The organism is Hymenobacter terrigena, from assembly GCF_054776515.1.
Map to the genome: position 1 here is coordinate 49921 of NZ_BAAHBU010000005.1, position 17671 is coordinate 67591.

The window sequence follows — 17671 nt, forward strand, 5'->3', positions numbered from 1 at the left end:
TTCTGTTATGACCGAGAGAGAAGTCCGGGTGCGTTTCGCACCTTCGCCCACCGGGCCGCTGCACATTGGCGGCGTGCGCACCGCCCTGTATAACTACCTGCTGGCCCGCAAGCTGGGCGGCAAAATGCTGCTCCGCATTGAGGATACGGACCAAAACCGCTTCGTGCCCGGCGCCGAAGAATACATCCTGGAAGCGCTGGCCTGGTGCGGCATCGTGATTGACGAAGGCCAGGGCGTGGGCGGCCCCCACGGTCCCTACAAGCAGAGTGAGCGCAAGCCCATGTACAAGCAATACGCCGACCAGCTCATTGCCGACGGCCACGCCTACTACGCCTTCGACACCGCCGAAGAGCTGGACGCCATGCGCGCCCGCCTGCAGGCCGCCAAGGTGCCCAACCCACAGTACAACTCCATCACCCGCGCCCAGATGCGCAACTCCCTCACCCTGCCCGAGGACGAGGTGAAGGCGCTGTTGGATGGCGGCGCGCAGTACGTTATTCGCCTGAAAGTGCCCCGCAAGGAGGAAATCCGTTTCCAGGATTTGATTCGCGGCTGGGTGGTGGTGCATTCTTCGGCGGTGGATGACAAGGTGCTGATGAAATCGGACGGCATGCCGACCTACCACCTGGCCAACATTGTGGACGACCATTTGATGGAAATCTCGCACGTAATCCGGGGCGAGGAGTGGCTGCCGAGCGCGCCGCTGCACGTGCTGCTCTACCGCTATCTGGGCTGGGAGAAGACCATGCCGCAGTTTGCCCACCTGCCCCTGCTGCTCAAGCCCGACGGCACCGGCAAGCTGAGCAAACGCGACGGCGACCGCCTCGGTTTCCCCGTTTTCCCGCTGGAATGGCACGGCACCGACGGCGAAACCGGCGAGGCCACCATCAGCCGCGGCTACCGCGAAGACGGCTACCTGCCCGAGGCACTGGTGAACTTCCTGGCCTTCCTGGGCTGGAACCCCGGCACCCAGCAGGAGATTTTCTCGATGGACGAGCTGATTCAAGCCTTCTCGATTGAGCGGGTGAGCAAGTCGCCCGCCAAATTCGACCAGAACAAGGTGAAGTGGTTCAACGAGCACTACCTGCGCGCCAAGCCCAACGCCGAGCTGGCGCCCTACCTGCTCAAGGCCCTGCACGAGCACGCCATTGTGTGCTCGCAGGAAAAGGCCGAGCAAATTGTGGGGGTGATGAAGGAGCGCGTGAGCTTCCCGAACGACTTCTGGCAGGAGGCCAAGTATTTCTTTCAGCCCCCCGATACCTACGACGAAACCGTGGTAAGCAAGAAGTGGAACGCCCCCGTGGCCGCCGCCCTTACAGCTTACGCCGAAGCCCTGCCCAGCGCCCCCGAAGTTTCGGCCGAAGGCCTGAAAACGCTGTTCAACGACACCATGGCGGCCCAGGGCCTCAAGCCCGGCCAGGTGCTACAAGCCCTGCGCGTGGCCGTGACCGGTGCCGCCGCCGGCCCCGATTTGTTCGAGACGCTCGTGATTCTGGGTGTGCCCGAAGTGGCCGAGCGCCTGCGCACGGCCGTGGCTACCATTCCCGTAGCGGCGTAGCGGCGGTTTCGACTGCTGCTTACAGCCCGGCTGCCTGCTAACAGGCAGCCGGACTTTTTTATGGGATTATCGAAAGCTCAGCTATTCGAGTGCTCCAACGCAGTTAGTCATAAACTTGTAATTTCCGCAGCCTGCTCTATTTCTCAGGCCAGCATACCTTTGACTGGCATTTGGTTATTACTCAGGTGGCATTTTTCAGGCTCTTGCTCTGCTAAACGCGGGGCTTCTGGTTTATTATTTCCGTGGCTGTTTACGGGCGCTGCCTGCTCTCTTTCCGCATTGCTATATGTTGCTGCCTACTGGGCGCAGGCCTAGTGCTGCCCGGGCAAGCTGCGGCACAGGTACAGGCAAACCCTCATCACATCGACAGCCTGCGGACCTTGCTGCAGGCACACCCACAGCCCGACACCATACGGATAAAGCTGCTGTTCGACCTGAGCGATGAGCTAATGGAGGTTGACGTGAGTGCCGTGGGCGCGGTTCGCCGCGAAACGCTCCGGTTGGCCCGCCGCCTGCACTACCGCGATTTTCTGGCCGAGGCCCTGCTGAGCCTGGCCGACTACCACATTGCCCTGGCCCAGTACGACTCGGCCCGTAAGCCGCTGGAAGAGTCGCGCCGCGAGTTTGCCCGCCTACACGACCTGGGCGGGCAGATGCGGGGCCTGGGCCGGCTGGCCCGCATTGCCGACCAGCAGGGCCGCCTGGCCGAGGCGCTTGACTACTGCCTGCGCGGCATGGCCATTAGCTCGACGGGCAATGAGCGGCGCTTCCATACCAGCCTGAAAATCCACGCGGCCAGCCTTTATACCCGGCTGGGCGAGTTTGGCCCGGCCCGGCAATACTTGCAGGAAGCCCTGGCCATTGCCCGCTACCACGACTACCCCGACCGCCTCAACCTGATTATGGCAGAGCTGGGCGAGCTCAACCGTGCCCAGGGGCACTGGGCCGAAGCTCGCCGCTTCTACGGCCTGAGCATTGCCGTGAGCCACCGCATTGCCGTGGCCGACCAGGGCACAGTGCGCACCATGCGCTTCCACCTGGCCGATGTGACCGAGCGGCTGGGCGACCATGCCGCCGCTCTGCCCCTGGCCCGCACGGCCCTGCACGAGGCGGCCGAAGCCCACGACGTGCTGCTGGTGCCGCAGCTGCTGGCGCTGCTGGGCCGCGCCTGGCTGCACCAGGGCCGCCCCGACAGCGCCCTGGCCTACGCCGCCCGCGGCCGTCAGGCCAGCGCCCAGGCCCGGTCCCTCGAAGGCCTGCGGGCGGCCTACGAAGTGCTGGCGCTGGCCCACGCTGCACAGGGCCGTTGGGCCGCCGCCTACCAGGACCAGCGCCGCTTCGATACCTACAACGACAGCCTACATGGGGCCGACGTGAGCCGCCGCACCGCCGCCCTGCGCTTCAACCACGCGGCCGCCCAGCACCGCGCCGAGCTGCAGCTGCTGGGCCAGCAGGAGGAACTAGCCCGCCTGCGGCGGCAGCGCCAGGCCGCCGGCCTGCTGGTGCTGCTGCTACTGGCCACCATGGGTGGCGCAGCCCTGCTGTGGCGCTACCGCCAGCGCCAGCGCCGCCGCGAAACAGCCCTCCGCAATACCCTGGCCGCCGACCTGCACGATGATGTGGGCACCCTGCTGAGCCAGATTGCCCTGCAAAGCGGCCTACTTCAGGAAGGCCTGGCCGATGCGGCCGGCCAGCGCCAGCAGTTGGGTGAAATCACCGAAGCCAGCCGCTCGGCCGTGCGCCAACTCAACGACGTGGTGTGGAGCATCGACGCTCACAACGACCACCTGCCCGACTTGCTGGACCGCATGCGCGACTATGCCTACGAGGTGCTGGGCCTGGCGGGCCTCGCCGTAACGTTCGATTTCGCGACCGACCTCCCCGACCAGCGGCTATCGGTGCTCCTGCGCCGCAACCTGTACCTTATCTACAAAGAGAGCCTGCACAATGTGCTGAAGCACGCCACCGGTGCCACCGCCGTGGCCGTGCGCCTGCGCTACGTGGCCAGCAGCGTGCCCCAATTGGTGCTGGAAGTGCAAGACAACGCCCCGAGCGCCGACCCGGCCCAGACTGATACTGGCCGCCGCTCGGGCCACGGCCTGCGCAACATGGCCACGCGCGCCGAAGCCATGGGCGGAGCCGCCACTGCCGGCCCCGTAACCGGCGGCGGCTTCCGGGTGCAGGTGGCCGTGCCGCTGGCCAGCCCGCGTCGGGCCTTTGGGCTGAAGAAGAGCGTCTAATCGACTTGCCGTGCTGGACCTGCAAGGGCCGCGCCACCACCTGGGCATCGCATCAACATGCGATAGCGCCGCTTGCAAATCCGCCGGACCTTTGCCCCATGAAAATTCGCCTGGCCATTGTGGAAGACCAACCCGCCATCCGCGAGGTGCTGCATACGTACCTGTGTGCACAGCCGGAGTTTGAGTGCGTGGCCGTGGTGGGCTCGGTAGAGGAGTTGCTGAGCCTGCTGGCCGATGGCACCGCCGCGCCGCGCCTGGTGCTGTCCGATATCGGCTTGCCCGGCGCTACGGGCATTGAGGGCGTGGGGCTGATTCGGGAAATGGCCCCGCAGGCCGAGGTGGTGCTCATCACCGTGTATCAGGATGCCGAGCGCACTTTTCAAGCCCTGTGCGCCGGGGCGGTGGGCTATCTGGTGAAGAGCACGCCACTGCCGGCCATCAGGCAGGCCCTGCTGGATGTGCTGGCGGGGGGCTCGCCCATGTCGCCGGCCATTGCGCGGCACGTGATGCGCTACTTCCGGCCCGCCGCGCCTGCCACTGCCCTCACCCCACGCGAGCAGCAGATTGTGGAAGCCCTGGAGCAGGGCCTGAGCTACAAGCTGGTGGCCGACCGCCTCGGCATCAGCCTGAACACAGTGCGCGCCCACATCCGCACCGTGTATGATAAGCTGCAAATCAATTCCAAAGCCGAACTGCAGGCCCGCAGCCGGCGCAGCTGAAGCACCGGGCCAAAAGTGCCGCCTCGTGGGAGCCGGCACACTCGCTTTTTTGTTCTTGAAGTCCGCTTGCCAGCACCCAAACCTGTGATTTCGCGTACAGCAGCGGAGTATTTCTCCGTCTCTGCATCCCGTCATGGCTAAGAAACCCGTCAAACCCAAGAAAGCGGCCACCGACCCCGCCAAAAAAGCCCGCGTTCACAAAGAATTGGAGGGCTTTGAGATTGGGGTGAATCCGCTGGGCGAAATCACGTCCAACTACTCCATCGAGCAGATAAACCAGTTTCTGGGGCGCCACGTGCGCGACAAAAAGCTGGTGGACCGCGCCGGCCAGTTCGGCGAAAAGCCCGGCGATGATGACGCCGAAGACGCCGACTTCCCCATCGAAGACGGCCACACCGAGCCCGAGGAATCGGATGAGGACTTCATCAAGCGCACCAGCCGCGAGGCCAAACGCAAAAAAACCGTAGGCGACCCCGACAAAGAAGCCGCCGAAACCCGCGGCGAGCTCCCGCTGGAAGAATAAAGCGGCGACGGTTACAACGTGTTGGTGGTGCCCGTGCGCAGGCCCTTTTCAAAGGACTCTACTTTGATAAGCTGGCCGTCGACGTAGGTTTCGACGCGGGTGCGCTTGTCTTTGTCGAAGGTTTCGACCTGCGTGAGCTGGCCGTTTTCGTAGGTTTCGGTACGGGTCAAGGTGCCGTCGGCATAGGTTTGGATGCTGGTAACTTGGCCGGCTTCGTTGTAGCTCGTCCACGGGCCAAACCAGTAGAAACGAGGCGTTTGGCCGTTGCCCGTCACCCACTGGGCGTTGCCCCTGCGGGCCACCTGCCCGCCCGGATGCCAGTATGTTACCTCACAAAATCCTTCACGCCGGTACTGCTCGCTGCGGTCGAGCTGGCCCGTGGGAGCATAGTAGCGAAATGTGCGCACCGGCCGGCCGTGGCGGTAGCGCCCCGCCGTGAACGGCTGCCGGGCGGCCGAGTCGTAATACGTGCGCCAGTGCCCGGTTTCCAGCCCGTGCCGGTCGAAGCGGTTGGGCCGCCAGAAGCCCCGGGGGCCGTAGTGCGCGGTGCTCCGCGTACCGGCACAAGCACCCAGCAGCAAAGCAAAACAACCCAGGAGGAGCAGACGAGTAAGGCGCATACGGCAAGGCAGTTAACTTTAACTATAAAATTAGTTAAAAGATAATACCCAACGCAAGCCCGCCAAAATATTGTGCACCGGGCCACCCTTTCGGAGCAAATTGCCGGTGGCTGAAAAGATGGCCGGCCTGCTTGTAGATATGGTGGCGGCTCTATCTTTGGCCGCACCAACCATTCACCCCGCCATGACCTCCCACGACGTTGACTACCGCATCCTCGGCTCCGATATCCAGGTGCTTGAAATTGAGCTCGACCCCAACGAGACAGTCATTGCCGAGGCCGGGGCCATGGTGTACATGGAAGAAGCCATTGCTTTTGAAACCAAAATGGGCGACGGCTCCGAGCCCGACCAGGGCCTGATGGGCAAGCTGTTCTCGGCTGGCACCCGCCTCATCACCGGCGAGTCGTTGTTTCTCACGCACTTCACGCACCGGGGCGGCTTCGGCAAGAGCAAGGTGGCTTTCTCAGCCCCTTATCCCGGCACCATCATCGCGGTCGATTTGCGGGAGCTGCCGGCGGGCCTCATCGTGCAGAAAGACGGCTTCTTGGCCGCCGCGCGGGGCACCAAAATCAGCCTGCACTTCAACCAGAAATTCGGGGCCGGCCTGTTTGGCGGCGAGGGTTTCATCCTCCAGAAGCTGACCGGCGACGGCAAAGCCTTCGTGCACGCAGGCGGCACCATCATCGAAAAGCGCCTCAACAACGAGTTGCTGCGCGTGGATACCGGTTGCGTGGTAGCGTTTGAGCCGGGCATCGACTTCAGCGTGGCCCGGGCGGGCGGCCTCAAGTCGATGATATTCGGGGGCGAGGGGCTGCTGCTGGCCACGCTGCGCGGCAGTGGCCGCGTGTGGCTGCAATCCATGCCCGTCAAAAAGCTCATTCGGGCGCTGGCCCCGGGCGGCGGCAATGCTCAGAAAGAGAGCGGTGGCGTGTTGGGCGGCCTCCTCGGCGGAATGCTCGACGAGTAGCGGCGGCCCCGGGCCGCTATTGCAGCGCTTCGGTGGCGGGCTCGGAGGGGCCCATGGCACCCTTAATCACAAACGCCAGGGCGACGGCCAGCACGAGGGCCACGCCCACGGCTATGCGCATCAGAAATTTCATGTCGCTGGACTCGTCGTGCTTGCGACGGTCGGACTCGCGGCGCTGCTGCCGGGACTTGTAGGGGCGCTTATAAGCTGACTTTTGGACAGTTGACAATTCGGAGACGTAGGACATAGTGTGGGAATATGACGGTAATATTACCGCTTTTGACTCAATAGTTAGCAGTCGGTTTCGACTAAAGTCCTAGTCTGCTATGTCAAATGTCTATTAGCCGCTGTAAACGAATACGGAAAATTTACAGAATTGACTATTGTGCCGGGTCCGCCGCTACGCTGGTGGCCCGCAACACGGCCTCCAGCACCTCGCGCGAGTTGAGCAGGCGCGGCACCTTGTGCTGGCCGCCCAGCTTGCCCTGATGCGCCAGCCACGCCTCGAAGGTGCCGCCGGGCACGGCCTGCAACTTGGGCGGGGCAAGAGCAAGGCTGCGGTGGCGCTTGGCCGCATAGTCGGAGTTGAGGGCGCAGAGCGTGGCATCGAGCACGGCCCCGAATCGGGCCACATCGGCAGCAGCTGGGGCAGCGGCAAACTCAATCGCCCACTCATGCCCGCCGCGCGAGGTGGCGCTGTCGGCCGCGAACCAGACCGGGGCCGCCGTAAAATCGCGCACCAGCAGACCGGTAGCGTGGCTGGCGGCGGCCACGGCCGCCTCGGCCGTTTCAATCACCACTTCTTCGCCGAAGGCATTGAGAAAGTGCTTGGTACGCCCCGTAATACGGACGCGGTACGGGGCCAGTGAGGTGAAGCGCACGGTATCGCCCACGAGGTAGCGCCACAGGCCGGCATTGGTGCTGATGACCAGGGCGTAGGGCCGGTGCAGCTCTACTTCGGCCAGGGGCACGGGGCGTGGGTCGGGCGCAGCCCATTGGTCGGCGGGCAGGAACTCGTAGTAGATGCCGTGGTCGAGCAGCAGCAGCAGGTCTTCGCTTTCGGGCTCGTCCTGCAGGGCAAAGTAGCCTTCCGAGGCGTTGTAGATTTCGAGGTAGCGCATCCGCGCATCGGGAATGAGCTGGCGAAACAGCTCCCGGTACGGCCCAAACGCCACCGCGCCGTGCAGAAACAGCCGCAGTTGCGGCCATACCTGGGTGATGTTGTCGGCTCCGGCCAGGGCCACCACGCGGCGCAGCAGCACCACCATCCACGTAGGTACGCCGGCCAGCACCCGCACATCCTGCCGCAGCACGTGCCGGGCAATGCGCTCAATTTTCTCCTCCCACTCCTCCAGCAGGGCCAGCTTGAGGGGTGGGGTGCGCAATATTTCGGCCCAAGCCGGCAGCTGCGCCATGATGACGGCCGACACGTCGCCCACCCGCGAGGCCGGCTCGTGGGGGCGGAACGGGTTGGGCGCGTGCGCGCCGCCCAGCGACAGGGTTTTGCCGGCCAGCAGCCGCTCGCGGGGGTAAAGGTGCGTGCTCAGGGACAGCATGTCGCGGCCGGCACGGTAGTGGCAGTCGTGCAGGGCTTCGGCCGTGACGGGGATGAATTTGCTGCGGGCGTTGGTGGTGCCGCTGCTTTTGGCAAACCACTGCGGGCGGCCGGGCCAGAGCACGTCGGGTTGGCCGCGCAGTACCTTTTCCAGCTCGGGATACAGCTGCTCGTAGGTGCTCACGGGCACGCGCCGGGCAAAGTCGGCGGGCGTCATCTGCTCCCCGAAGCCGTAGCGCCGGCCCCATTCCGTGCCCTGCGCCCGGCGCAGCAGCCCCTGCAGCAGCCGCGCCTGCACCTCCAGCGGCTGCTGCCGGATGCGGGCCAGCCGCGGCAGGCTGCTGAGTTGGACGGCGTGAGCGAGTAGCTGGTCGAGCATCTAATAAGGTACGGGGGTGGGAGGACAGGAGGTGCTTTTAGCAAAAGTGGCACAAAGCAGGACTCGTATCCACAGCTTCCTACCCTCCCCTATGCCCTCTTGCCCTCCCAAAGCTACACGTTGCGCTTTAGCTCGAAATTCTTGCCCAGGTATACGCGGCGCACGGTTTCGTCGCCGGCCAGCTCTTCGGCGGTGCCAGCCTTGAGGAGCTTGCCTTCGAAGAGCAGGTAGGCGCGGTCCACGATGCTGAGGGTGGAGTTCACGTCGTGGTCGGTGATGAGCACGCCGATGCCGCGGTGCTTAAGCTTGGCCACGATGCCCTGAATTTCTTCGGTGGCGATGGGGTCGACGCCGGCAAATGGCTCATCGAGGAGCACGAATTTGGGGTCTACGGCCAGGGCACGGGCTATTTCGGTGCGGCGGCGCTCGCCCCCGCTCAATACTTTGCCCAGATTTTTGCGCACGTGCGTCAGGCTGAACTCTTCAAGCATTTCCTCCACCTTGGCGTGGCGGGCATCTTTTTTCATGCTGGTCATTTCGAGCACGGCCATGATGTTTTCCTCCACGCTCAGGTCGCGGAACACGCTGGCTTCCTGGGCCAGGTAGCCCACCCCGAGGCGCGCCCGCTGGTAGATGGGCATGGTCGTTATCTCGGTATTATCCAGGAAGATGCGGCCACCGTTGGGCTTCACCATGCCCACCATCATGTAGAAACAAGTGGTTTTGCCGGCCCCGTTGGGCCCGAGCAGGCCCACAATTTCGCCCTGCTCAACGGTCACCGACATGTCGTTGACGACGGTGCGGGCTTTGTATTTTTTAACGAGGTGGTCGGCGCGAAGAATCATAGGGGCAAAGGTACGGGCTGGGCGGAAGGCGGGCGAATGCTGCGTCAAACGTTTGAAACGGGTAGAATATTCGGCTTGCCTAACAAATGGCGTGAAATTTTCCGTTACTTTTAAGCCCACAACCTAACCCACCTAATTTTTCTTTTTTTATGACGGTAAAAACACTACTCCTTGCGGGGGGCACGCTGCTGGTCAGCGCGTCGGCTGCGTCTGCCAGTGGCTTCCAAGTGAACCTGGGCGGCCAGAAAAACATCGGCATGGGCGGTGTCGGCGTGGCGTTGACGCTCGACCAGGCCGCCATGTTTTACAACCCCGGCGCGCTGGCCATGGTGCGCGAAAACGGCGTGCAGGTAGGCTTCAACGCGGCCATGCCTCGTAATGCTTACATTCCCGAAAGCGGCGGCGGCCAGAGCAACCTCAACAACAAGCTGGTGACGCCCTTCAACTTCTACGCCGGCTTCGGCCCGAAGGAAGGCAAGTGGAAGATAGGCATCGGCGCCTACACGCCCTTCGGCAGCGAGCTGCACTACGCCAGCAACTGGGAAGGCCGCTACGCCCTCACAGATATCAACCTGCGCTCCATCTTCGCCCAGGTTACGGGCTCCTACGCCATCACGCCCCAGCTGAGCGTCGGCGCGGGCTTGGTAATGCTGGCCTATGGCGACGTGGACCTGCAAAAAGACGTTCCGCTGTCGGCCCAAAATGGTGCTCCCACGCCCCACATCACCCTCAACGGCAAGGCCAAGCAGTCGTTTGGCTACAACGTGGGCATTTTCTTTAAGCCCAGCGACAAGCTGAATGTGGGCGTCAGTTACCGCTCGCAGGTGGATGCCAAGATTGAAAGCGGTGACGTACGCCTGCGCGACGTGATTTACTCGACCGGGGCCGCCTTCACCGCCACCAACTTTTCTGCCACGCTTCCCCTGCCCGCCACGGCCAGCATGGGCATAGCCGTGATGCCCACCGAAAAGCTGACGGTTTCCTTGGATGCCAACCTGGTGTTTTGGAACGTGTATCGCACGCTCGACTTCAACTTCAGCGGCAACAATGGCTACGCCAAGGATTTTGCTAAACCCGGTGAAAATACCGACGCCCGTTTGGGTAGCACCACCACGAATGGCGTAACCACTTACAACACCTCTTCGACAGCCAAGCGCTACTACCAAGATGCGCTGTGCTTCCGCCTCGGAGCCCAGTACAAAGCCACGGATGCCCTGACGGTGCGCGCCGGCGGCTTCTTCGACCAAGCTGCAGTGAAGGATGGCTACGTGAGCCCCGAAACTCCGGATGCTGACCGCATTGGCCTGTCGGCTGGTGTTTCCTATGAGTTTGCCAAGCGTTTCGGCATCGATGCTTCGTTCCTGTTCGAGGATTTCCTGAAGCGCAGCCAGAGCCAGTCCGACCTGCTGAACAATGGCACCACCGACCGCGTGGCCGGCACCTACAAAACAACCATTGCCATTCCCGGCGTGGGGCTGTACGTTAAATTTTAATTCCCACCCCCGCATTCCGACGCATAACAATGAAACGCACTTTTAACTACTCGCTGCCCGCTCTGGCCCTGCTGGGGCTGACGCTGGGCAGCTGCCAGCCCACGCTGGAGGACACCCGCCCCGCTGCCGACGCCGGCTCGCTGAACTTCAGCAGCTACGTGGCCGTGGGCAACTCCCTTACCTCGGGCTACTCCGACGGGGGCCTGTATAACGAGGCCCAGGCCACGTCGTACCCCGCCATTCTGGCCCAGCAGTTTGGCAAAACGGGCAAAGGCCCGACTGCTTTCGTACAGCCGTCGTTTGACCCTGCGAAAGCCGATGGGTCGGGCCACATTAAGCTATTGGTAGTGAATGGAGCCGCTACCCCGGTACCGGCCGATACCACCAACAACTATTTGGGCGAAGCGGTAGCCATTAACCTTAAAACTACTTCCCGCGGACAGCGTCCAGCAGTGCAGTTGCCCGGTGGTCCCCAGTTAGCCGCATACACAGGCACACAGCCCGATAACCTGGGCGTACCCGGCGTATCAGTCCTCAGCAGCGTATCGGCGCTTACCGGCGGATTGGCCCCTTACGGGCTTATCAATCCGTTTTACGAGCGGCTGTTGACGGCCGCCGAAAAGCCGAGCAAGGATTACGTCACTTACATTGGTCAGAAAACGCCCACCTTTTTCACGTGCTGGATGGGCAACAACGACGTGCTGACTTATGCCACCAACGGCGGCGTTACCTCTGCAACCAACCCCTTCAGCGGCCTTACCGATACTACCCGTTTCGGCATTGGCTACCGGGCCATTGTGGGTACCATTTCCAAAGCCGGCACGGTAAAGGGTGTGTGCGCCAATATCCCCAACGTTTCGGCCCTGCCGTACTTTAATACCGTCACCGCCGCTGCCGTCCTTGCCAAATATCAGGCCGCCAATGTACCGATTACGGCCATTTATATTCAGGCCCGTTCTTCCGCCACCACAACCACGCTAGCCCCCCGTGCGGCTACCGCAACGGACTTGTTCACGCTGACGGCTCAAAGCTACATTGCCACTCACCCCGGCGTGGGCACCTCGCCCGCAGCCGCCTTGCCAAGCGATTACGTGCTTGACCCAATTGAGCAAGGCGAAGTATCGGCCCGCACTACGCAGTTGAACGCCATCATCGCCAAAACGGCCCGCCAGAACAAGGTGGCCCTGGCCGATATGAACGCCTTCTTTACCAGCATTGCCCAGCAGGGCATCGTGACTAATGCGGTGAACAACACGACTACGTTTGCTTCCGGCAACCTGTTCAGCCTGGATGGCGTGCATCCCACGCCGCGCGGCTACGCTGTGGTAGCCAATGAGTTTATCCGCGTCATCAACTCGTACTACGGCTCGGCAATCCCAACCGTGGCTCCGAACGACTACCGCGGCGTGCTGTTCCCATAAGGAACACTCCGTTAACAAAGCTAAAAAGCGCCTTCTCACTCAGGAGAAGGCGCTTTTTGTTTCATTGCCAGCGCACTACATAGATAGCAGCGGCCCGTAAGGCGACAAAATATCCTTTCTGAAATACAGAAAGTCTGAAACCGAACGTTTAGCTTTGCCAGGAAAAAAAGCACAGTGCTTTTTGAATTTCACCCCTTTCCATATACTCATTAATGAAAAACCTTTCCACCTACCTCCTTGCTGCCGCTGTGGGCCTATCCGTCCTGAGCAGCTGCAAAAAAGACAGCACAACTCCTTCAAAGACCGACTTGCTGACGTCTAAAAGCTGGAAAATCGCTGGCGATGTAACGGTTCAAACAACCAACGGCAAATCCACTACCACCGACAATTTCGCCACGGCTTCGGCGTGCGAGAAAGACAACTTTATTAAGTTTGGCACCGACAAGAAGGCGGTTTTCGACGAAGGCGCGAATAAGTGCCAAGGCGCCAACCAAACCGAAACCGGTGTCTGGGATTTTAACTCTGACCAAACCAAGCTCACGCTGGGTGCTCCCGGCACTTCCATGGTTGGCCAGTTCGATGTTGTAGAACTGACCGCTTCCAGCCTTAAACTCAGCCAGAGCGATACGTCCAACGGCACGACTGAAGTAGAAACCATCACGTTTACCGCGTTCTAATACGGTTTGTTAGTACCACAAAAAAGGCCCTTTCCGGTGGAAAGGGCCTTTTTTGTGTGAAACAATGGCGGGCTAACCTGCCAGGTGCGCGGCAATAAGCTGGGCGTGGTGCCGGCCATTCTCAATGAACCAGCGGCTGGTGGCGCGCCCGCCGCACACAGTGCCGGCCACAAACAGGCCGGGGCGGGTCGTTTCGTGGGTGGCGGGGTCGAAGAGCGGGGCGCAGGCCTCGTCGGCCGGGTCGGGCTCCACGCCGAGGCGGCCGAGCAGGGCCTCGTCGGGGTGGTAGCCGGTGAGGGCGTACACAAAATCGGTGGGGATGCGGAGCGGGCCGTCGGGCGTGAGGACTTCGATGGCCTCCTGAGTAATTGCCGTGACGGTGGTATTGAAATGAGCCGTGATGCGGCCCTCGGCAATGCGGTTGACGAGGTCGGGGCGAATCCAGTATTTGACAGAATTGCTGATTTCGGGGCCGCGCACGATGAGCGTGACTTTGGCCCCGGCGCGGGTCATCTGCAAGGCTGCTTTGGCCGAAGAGTTTTTGGCCCCGATGACCACAACGCGCTGCATCACATGCTGGTATGGCTCTTTGTAATAATGACTTACGTGGGGTAACTCCTCGCCGGGCACGTTGAGCAGGTTGGGCAGGTCGTAGAAGCCGGTGGCCACGATGACGTTGCGGGTCGGGATTTCGCCCTTGCTAGTGGTAATGGTGAAATTGCCTTGCTCGCCGTCGAGCTTCAGCACCTTTTCGTGCAGACGGATGTCGAGCTTTTCATCGCGTGCAACGCGCTGGTAGTAGTCGAGGGCGTCTTCACGCAGAGGCTTGTAGTGCGCCGTAGGGAAGGGGTAGCCCCCGATTTCGAGAAGTTCGGGCGTGGAGAAAAACTCCATGTTGGTGGGGTAGCCGACCAGGGAATTAACCAGCGCGCCTTTTTCGATAATGGCCGCTTTGAGGCCCTTGCGCTGGGTTTCGAGGGCGCACGCCAGGCCCACAGGGCCAGCTCCGATGATGAGAACGTCGAGCATGAGAACAAGTGTAGAGGCGGGGCTTGCCCCCGCCCGTCGTGAAGCGATTATCGTTGGTACGGCCCGTACAATTCGGGCGGGGGCAAGCCCCGCCCCTACCTTTGCGCCATGCGTACCTGCGACTTGTGCGGCAGCACCGATTTTAAGAAGCTGCCCTTTTACTACGAATTTGAAGGCCAGCGGCTGCAAGGCACCCAGTGCCGCAGCTGCGCCCTGATGTTTCTCGACCCCCAGCCCACGCCAGCGCAGCTGGAACGGCTCTACGGCAAGGACTATTTTACCGAGCGCCCCAACTACGACCGAACCCAGCAGGAAGTCGTGTTCATCGAAGAAGGCCAGAAGCAGGCTGCTTTAAACCAGGTTCGGCCCGACAAGTTCACGAACTACATTCTGGCCAAGTACCCCGGCCGCAAGTTCCGCTACCTCGACGTGGGCTGCGGCCCCGGCTACACGCTCAAAAGCCTGGAGGCGCTGGGCTGGGAAGCCCACGGCCTGGAAATATCCGAGCACGCCGCCGACTTTGCCCGCCGCGAGCTGCACCTGCCGGTGGTAACGGGCAATATCGAAACCACCGAGGATTTCCACGAAAACCAGTTCGACCTGGCCTACATGGGCGATGTGCTGGAGCACCTGCTCTCGCCCAGCGCCACGCTGGCCAAGTTCCACCGCATCCTGGAGCCGGGCGGGCTGCTGGTGCTGGCCCTGCCGGCCACCCTGAACTTGCCCACCGTGCGCCTGGGTTTCGCGGCCTACGCCGCGCTGGGCAAGGAGCGCAAGATGGACATTCCGCCCTACCACCTGTTCGAATTCACGCCGGCCACCATCACCAAAATGCTGAAAAAGCAGGGCTTTGAGGTGGTGGAGCTGCTGAACCCGGTGAAGCCGCCGAAGAACATCCGCCTCGGCGGCAGCGTGATGGAAAAAGTGAGCAAGCTGGCCGGGCAGTACCCGACGTATTATCTGAATAAGCTGACGGGCCGGTTTGGCGACCGCATGTTCGTGGTGGCGCGGAACGTGAAGTAGCGCGGGCTTTTAGTCCGCGACCCTGATATTACAATACCCTTTTGAAGCAAAAAACGCCTGATGCTTAAAGCGTCAGGCGTTTTTTGCTTTGGTCGCGGACTAAAAGTCCGCACTACTGCTACAGCAGCTCCGTACTGCGCTTCACGAAGGCCGTCAGGGCCTCGCCTTTCAGCATGCCCTGCGACAGCAGCGCCAAATCAAATGCTTGCTTGGCGAGTTTGTCGCCACCGTCGGCCAGCACTTTGCTCACCAGCGGGTGGTTGGCGTTCACGGTCACGTCGTACGACTCGGGGAAGGCGCCGAACATCTGCATGCCGCCCCCGCCGCCGGTACGCTGCATGTCCTTCATCCGGCGCATAAACTCGTTTTGGGTGATAACTACCGGGGCGTCCTGCGGGCTCAGGGCGGCCACTTTTACGTGCATGGCCGGGTTGGCAATGGCCGTGGTGAAGGTTTCTTCCAGCTTCTTGGTGTCGTCCTCGCTCAGCACGCTTTCGGTGGAGTCATCCTTCTCGATGAGTTTGCTCAACGTATCGGCATCCACGCGCTTGAAGCTGGTTTTCTCCAGCTTCTGCTCCAGCTGGCCCACGAAGTGCGGGTCGAGCACCTGGTCAAAGTTCAGCACATCGTAGCCGCGCTCCTGAGCGGCCGCCACGAAGCTGTGCTGGTGCTCGGCGTCGTTGGTGTAGAGCACCACGGTGTTGCCGTTTTTATCCTGCTGGTTGGCCTGGATGTGCTCGGTGTATTCATTGATGGTGAACAGCTTGCCATCTACGTTCTTGAGCAGCACAAAGTCCTTGGCGCGGTCGTAGAACTTCTCATCGCTCAGCATGCCGTACTTCACGAACAGGCCAATATCGCCCCACTTCTCCTCGTAGCCGGCGCGGTCCTGCTTGAACAGGCTGCTGAGCTTGTCGGCCACCTTCTTGGTGATGTAGGTGTTGATTTTACGCACGGCCGCGTCGGCTTGCAGGAAGCTGCGCGACACGTTCAGCGGAATATCCGGCGAGTCGATGACGCCGTGCAGCAGCATCAGAAACTCGGGCACCACGTCCTTCACCTCGTCGGTGATGAACACCTGGCGCGAGTAGAGCTGAATCTTGTTGCGCGAGAACTGGAGCTCGTCCTTCACTTTCGGGAAGTACAGAATACCAGTGAGGTTGAACGGATAGTCCACGTTCAGGTGAATCCAGAACAGGGGCTCGTCCATGCTCATGGGGTATAGCTCCTGGTAGAACTTCTTGTAATCCTCGTCGGTCAGCTCCGAGGGCTGCTTGGTCCAGATGGGGGTTGTCTGGTTGATGACCTCGCCTTCGAACTCAATCGGAATGGGCAGGAACTTGCAGTACTTGGTGAGGATGCCGCGCAGGCGGGCCTCCTCCAGAAACTCGTCTGAATCTTCGGCTACGTGCAGCACCACATCGGTACCGCGCTCGGCTTTCTCGGTGGTTTCGAGGGTGAAGGAAGTGCTGCCGTCGCAGGTCCAGTGGGCGGCTTCGGTACTTTCCTTATAGCTCTGCGAGAAGATTTCAACCTCGCTGGCCACCATGAACGCGGAGTAGAAGCCGAGGCCGAACTGACCGATAATCTGGTCTTTCGTCGCGGCGTCTTTCTCTTTGTACTGCTCCACAAACTCGGTAGCGCCGGAGAAGGCAATCTGGTTGATGTACTTCTTGATTTCTTCCCCGGTCATGCCCAGGCCGTGGTCAGAAATCGTGATTTTGCGGGCTTCCTTGTCCACGGTTACGCGCACTTTCAGCTCGCCCAGTTCGCCTTTGTATTCGCCCAGCTGGGCCAGGCTTTTCAGCTTTTGGGTGGCATCAACGGCATTGCTGACCAGTTCCCGCAGGAAAATCTCGTGGTCGGAATACAAGAACTTCTTGATAATCGGGAAGATGTTCTCGGTGTGGATGGAGATGGAGCCGGTTTCTTGCATGATATAGGTTGGAAACGGTTGAATACAGACGGAATGGCCGGGCGCAGAGGCCCCGGCCACGGTTTGCGTAGCTTTCAAAGGACGTTCCAAGGGATAATCAGCTGTCAGATTGACAGCGGCGGTAGGCTACAACCGCTCGGGTTTGCGCCGGGGCGGGGCTTCGGAGGTGCTGGTCGGTACCGGGCCGGCACCAAAGACGGCGTCCCATTCGGCCAGCAACTCGGGCAGGCGCGCCGAGTAGTCGGCCAGCCATTGCAGGCCGGGCTCGGGCTGGGGAAAATACTGAATATCAAACTTGATAATGCTGCGAAACATGGCCAGCAGCGAATCGATGGCCAACTGGTTGTGCACGCGGTGGCGGTGGTTCACGAGCACCACGCGTTCCAGCGGCAGCTTCACGATACCCGGCATCCAGCTCACGCCCAGCCACATCTGGTCGTAGACCGAGATGTCGGGGAAGGTATTCATATTGAGCAGCAGGTGACGGACGCCTAACTCCCGGTCCAGGGTCAGGAGCTGCTCGGCGCTTTGGCGCAGGGTACGGGTGTCGGCTCCTGAAGCCCATTCGATACGCAACAGACTCAGCTGTTCGTCGTATTGCAAAGAAAAGTCAGGAATATTGCTAATTATCACAAAAAAAAGGCGCTAAAAGGCCGCGCGGGCAGCAAGTTACGGCACCATTACGA

16 protein-coding genes are annotated in these 17671 nt (G+C 61.4%); 9 read left to right on the plus strand and 7 right to left on the minus strand.

Annotated features, from left to right (window positions below; translation table 11 throughout):
- Nucleotides 1-7: 7 nt before the first annotated feature.
- The 4 genes from gltX to ACYU7Q_RS19475 all read left to right on the plus strand — a co-directional run bounded on the left by gltX (nt 8) and on the right by ACYU7Q_RS19475 (nt 5040).
- Nucleotides 8-1558: a glutamate--tRNA ligase gene (gene gltX, locus ACYU7Q_RS19460; protein WP_460611124.1), complete on the plus strand. Its 1551-nt coding sequence runs from the start codon at nt 8-10 to the stop codon at nt 1556-1558.
- Between the two features lie 380 nt (nt 1559-1938).
- Nucleotides 1939-3798 (plus strand): ATP-binding protein, encoded by a 1860-nt coding sequence (locus ACYU7Q_RS19465; RefSeq protein ID WP_460611125.1) that lies wholly within the window; start codon nt 1939-1941, stop codon nt 3796-3798.
- 98 nt (nt 3799-3896) lie between these two features.
- Entirely contained in the window at nt 3897-4517 is a 621-nt protein-coding gene (locus ACYU7Q_RS19470; RefSeq protein WP_460611126.1) for a response regulator transcription factor, read from the plus strand.
- Nucleotides 4518-4650: 133 nt separating this feature from the next.
- Nucleotides 4651-5040 (plus strand): hypothetical protein, encoded by a 390-nt coding sequence (locus ACYU7Q_RS19475; protein ID WP_460611127.1) that lies wholly within the window; start codon nt 4651-4653, stop codon nt 5038-5040.
- 11 nt (nt 5041-5051) lie between these two features.
- Here the strand turns inward: ACYU7Q_RS19475 and ACYU7Q_RS19480 are convergent, their stop codons facing one another.
- Nucleotides 5052-5660 carry a toxin-antitoxin system YwqK family antitoxin gene (locus ACYU7Q_RS19480; RefSeq protein WP_460611128.1) on the minus strand — a complete coding sequence of 203 codons (609 nt, stop codon included), beginning with the start codon at nt 5658-5660 and terminating at the stop codon, nt 5052-5054.
- Nucleotides 5661-5844: 184 nt separating this feature from the next.
- Between ACYU7Q_RS19480 and ACYU7Q_RS19485 the strand changes: the two genes are divergently transcribed.
- A complete protein-coding gene (locus tag ACYU7Q_RS19485; RefSeq protein WP_460611129.1) occupies nt 5845-6627 on the plus strand; it encodes an AIM24 family protein in 783 nt (260 codons plus the stop codon).
- Nucleotides 6628-6643: 16 nt separating this feature from the next.
- Here the strand turns inward: ACYU7Q_RS19485 and ACYU7Q_RS19490 are convergent, their stop codons facing one another.
- The 3 genes from ACYU7Q_RS19490 to lptB all read right to left on the minus strand — a co-directional run bounded on the left by ACYU7Q_RS19490 (nt 6644) and on the right by lptB (nt 9406).
- Nucleotides 6644-6874 (minus strand): hypothetical protein, encoded by a 231-nt coding sequence (locus tag ACYU7Q_RS19490; protein WP_460611130.1) that lies wholly within the window; start codon nt 6872-6874, stop codon nt 6644-6646.
- A 133-nt stretch (nt 6875-7007) separates the two neighbouring features.
- Nucleotides 7008-8561, minus strand: a complete 1554-nt coding sequence (locus tag ACYU7Q_RS19495; RefSeq protein ID WP_460611131.1) for a GH3 auxin-responsive promoter family protein — start codon at nt 8559-8561, stop codon at nt 7008-7010.
- A 113-nt stretch (nt 8562-8674) separates the two neighbouring features.
- Nucleotides 8675-9406, minus strand: a complete 732-nt coding sequence (gene lptB / locus ACYU7Q_RS19500) for an LPS export ABC transporter ATP-binding protein (protein ID WP_460611132.1) — start codon at nt 9404-9406, stop codon at nt 8675-8677.
- A gap of 149 nt (nt 9407-9555) precedes the next feature.
- On the opposite strand from lptB, the gene ACYU7Q_RS19505 reads away from it, so the two are divergent.
- The 3 genes from ACYU7Q_RS19505 (at nt 9556) to ACYU7Q_RS19515 (ending at nt 12997) form a co-directional block, all read left to right on the plus strand.
- The gene (locus tag ACYU7Q_RS19505) at nt 9556-10899 is read left to right on the plus strand and encodes an OmpP1/FadL family transporter (RefSeq protein WP_460611133.1); all 1344 of its coding nucleotides are present in this window, start codon (nt 9556-9558) and stop codon (nt 10897-10899) included.
- 29 nt (nt 10900-10928) lie between these two features.
- Nucleotides 10929-12320: an SGNH/GDSL hydrolase family protein gene (locus ACYU7Q_RS19510; RefSeq protein WP_460611134.1), complete on the plus strand. Its 1392-nt coding sequence runs from the start codon at nt 10929-10931 to the stop codon at nt 12318-12320.
- 212 nt (nt 12321-12532) lie between these two features.
- Nucleotides 12533-12997: a hypothetical protein gene (locus ACYU7Q_RS19515; RefSeq protein ID WP_460611135.1), complete on the plus strand. Its 465-nt coding sequence runs from the start codon at nt 12533-12535 to the stop codon at nt 12995-12997.
- Between the two features lie 72 nt (nt 12998-13069).
- On the opposite strand, the gene ACYU7Q_RS19520 is transcribed toward ACYU7Q_RS19515, so the two are convergent.
- Complete coding sequence (locus ACYU7Q_RS19520) at nt 13070-14026, minus strand: YpdA family putative bacillithiol disulfide reductase (protein ID WP_460611136.1); 957 nt, start codon at nt 14024-14026, stop codon at nt 13070-13072.
- Between the two features lie 108 nt (nt 14027-14134).
- Here ACYU7Q_RS19520 and ACYU7Q_RS19525 point away from each other — a divergent pair, with 108 nt between their 5' ends.
- Nucleotides 14135-15049, plus strand: a complete 915-nt coding sequence (locus ACYU7Q_RS19525) for a class I SAM-dependent methyltransferase (protein WP_460611137.1) — start codon at nt 14135-14137, stop codon at nt 15047-15049.
- Nucleotides 15050-15167: 118 nt separating this feature from the next.
- On the opposite strand, the gene htpG is transcribed toward ACYU7Q_RS19525, so the two are convergent.
- Both htpG and ACYU7Q_RS19535 read right to left on the minus strand, forming a co-directional pair.
- Complete coding sequence (gene htpG / locus ACYU7Q_RS19530) at nt 15168-16985, minus strand: heat shock protein Hsp90 family protein (protein WP_460611138.1); 1818 nt, start codon at nt 16983-16985, stop codon at nt 15168-15170.
- A 126-nt stretch (nt 16986-17111) separates the two neighbouring features.
- Nucleotides 17112-17588, minus strand: coding sequence for a hypothetical protein (locus ACYU7Q_RS19535; protein ID WP_460611139.1), 477 nt, complete (start codon nt 17586-17588; stop codon nt 17112-17114).
- Nucleotides 17589-17671 lie beyond the last annotated feature (83 nt).

Excerpts from the sequence above, each read along its gene's own strand:
- ACYU7Q_RS19470 (WP_460611126.1), top strand. The coding sequence starts at position 3,897 with ATGAAAATTCGCCTGGCCATTGTGGAAGACCAACCCGCCATCCGCGAG.
- ACYU7Q_RS19505 (WP_460611133.1), top strand. The coding sequence starts at position 9,556 with ATGACGGTAAAAACACTACTCCTTGCGGGGGGCACGCTGCTGGTCAGC.
- lptB (WP_460611132.1), bottom strand. The coding sequence starts at position 9,406 with ATGATTCTTCGCGCCGACCACCTCGTTAAAAAATACAAAGCCCGCACC.
- ACYU7Q_RS19480 (WP_460611128.1), bottom strand. The coding sequence starts at position 5,660 with ATGCGCCTTACTCGTCTGCTCCTCCTGGGTTGTTTTGCTTTGCTGCTG.
- ACYU7Q_RS19475 (WP_460611127.1), top strand. The coding sequence starts at position 4,651 with ATGGCTAAGAAACCCGTCAAACCCAAGAAAGCGGCCACCGACCCCGCC.
- gltX (WP_460611124.1), top strand. The coding sequence starts at position 8 with ATGACCGAGAGAGAAGTCCGGGTGCGTTTCGCACCTTCGCCCACCGGG.
- ACYU7Q_RS19485 (WP_460611129.1), top strand. The coding sequence starts at position 5,845 with ATGACCTCCCACGACGTTGACTACCGCATCCTCGGCTCCGATATCCAG.
- ACYU7Q_RS19525 (WP_460611137.1), top strand. The coding sequence starts at position 14,135 with ATGCGTACCTGCGACTTGTGCGGCAGCACCGATTTTAAGAAGCTGCCC.
- ACYU7Q_RS19495 (WP_460611131.1), bottom strand. The coding sequence starts at position 8,561 with ATGCTCGACCAGCTACTCGCTCACGCCGTCCAACTCAGCAGCCTGCCG.
- ACYU7Q_RS19510 (WP_460611134.1), top strand. The coding sequence starts at position 10,929 with ATGAAACGCACTTTTAACTACTCGCTGCCCGCTCTGGCCCTGCTGGGG.
- ACYU7Q_RS19515 (WP_460611135.1), top strand. The coding sequence starts at position 12,533 with ATGAAAAACCTTTCCACCTACCTCCTTGCTGCCGCTGTGGGCCTATCC.
- htpG (WP_460611138.1), bottom strand. The coding sequence starts at position 16,985 with ATGCAAGAAACCGGCTCCATCTCCATCCACACCGAGAACATCTTCCCG.
- ACYU7Q_RS19520 (WP_460611136.1), bottom strand. The coding sequence starts at position 14,026 with ATGCTCGACGTTCTCATCATCGGAGCTGGCCCTGTGGGCCTGGCGTGC.
- ACYU7Q_RS19490 (WP_460611130.1), bottom strand. The coding sequence starts at position 6,874 with ATGTCCTACGTCTCCGAATTGTCAACTGTCCAAAAGTCAGCTTATAAG.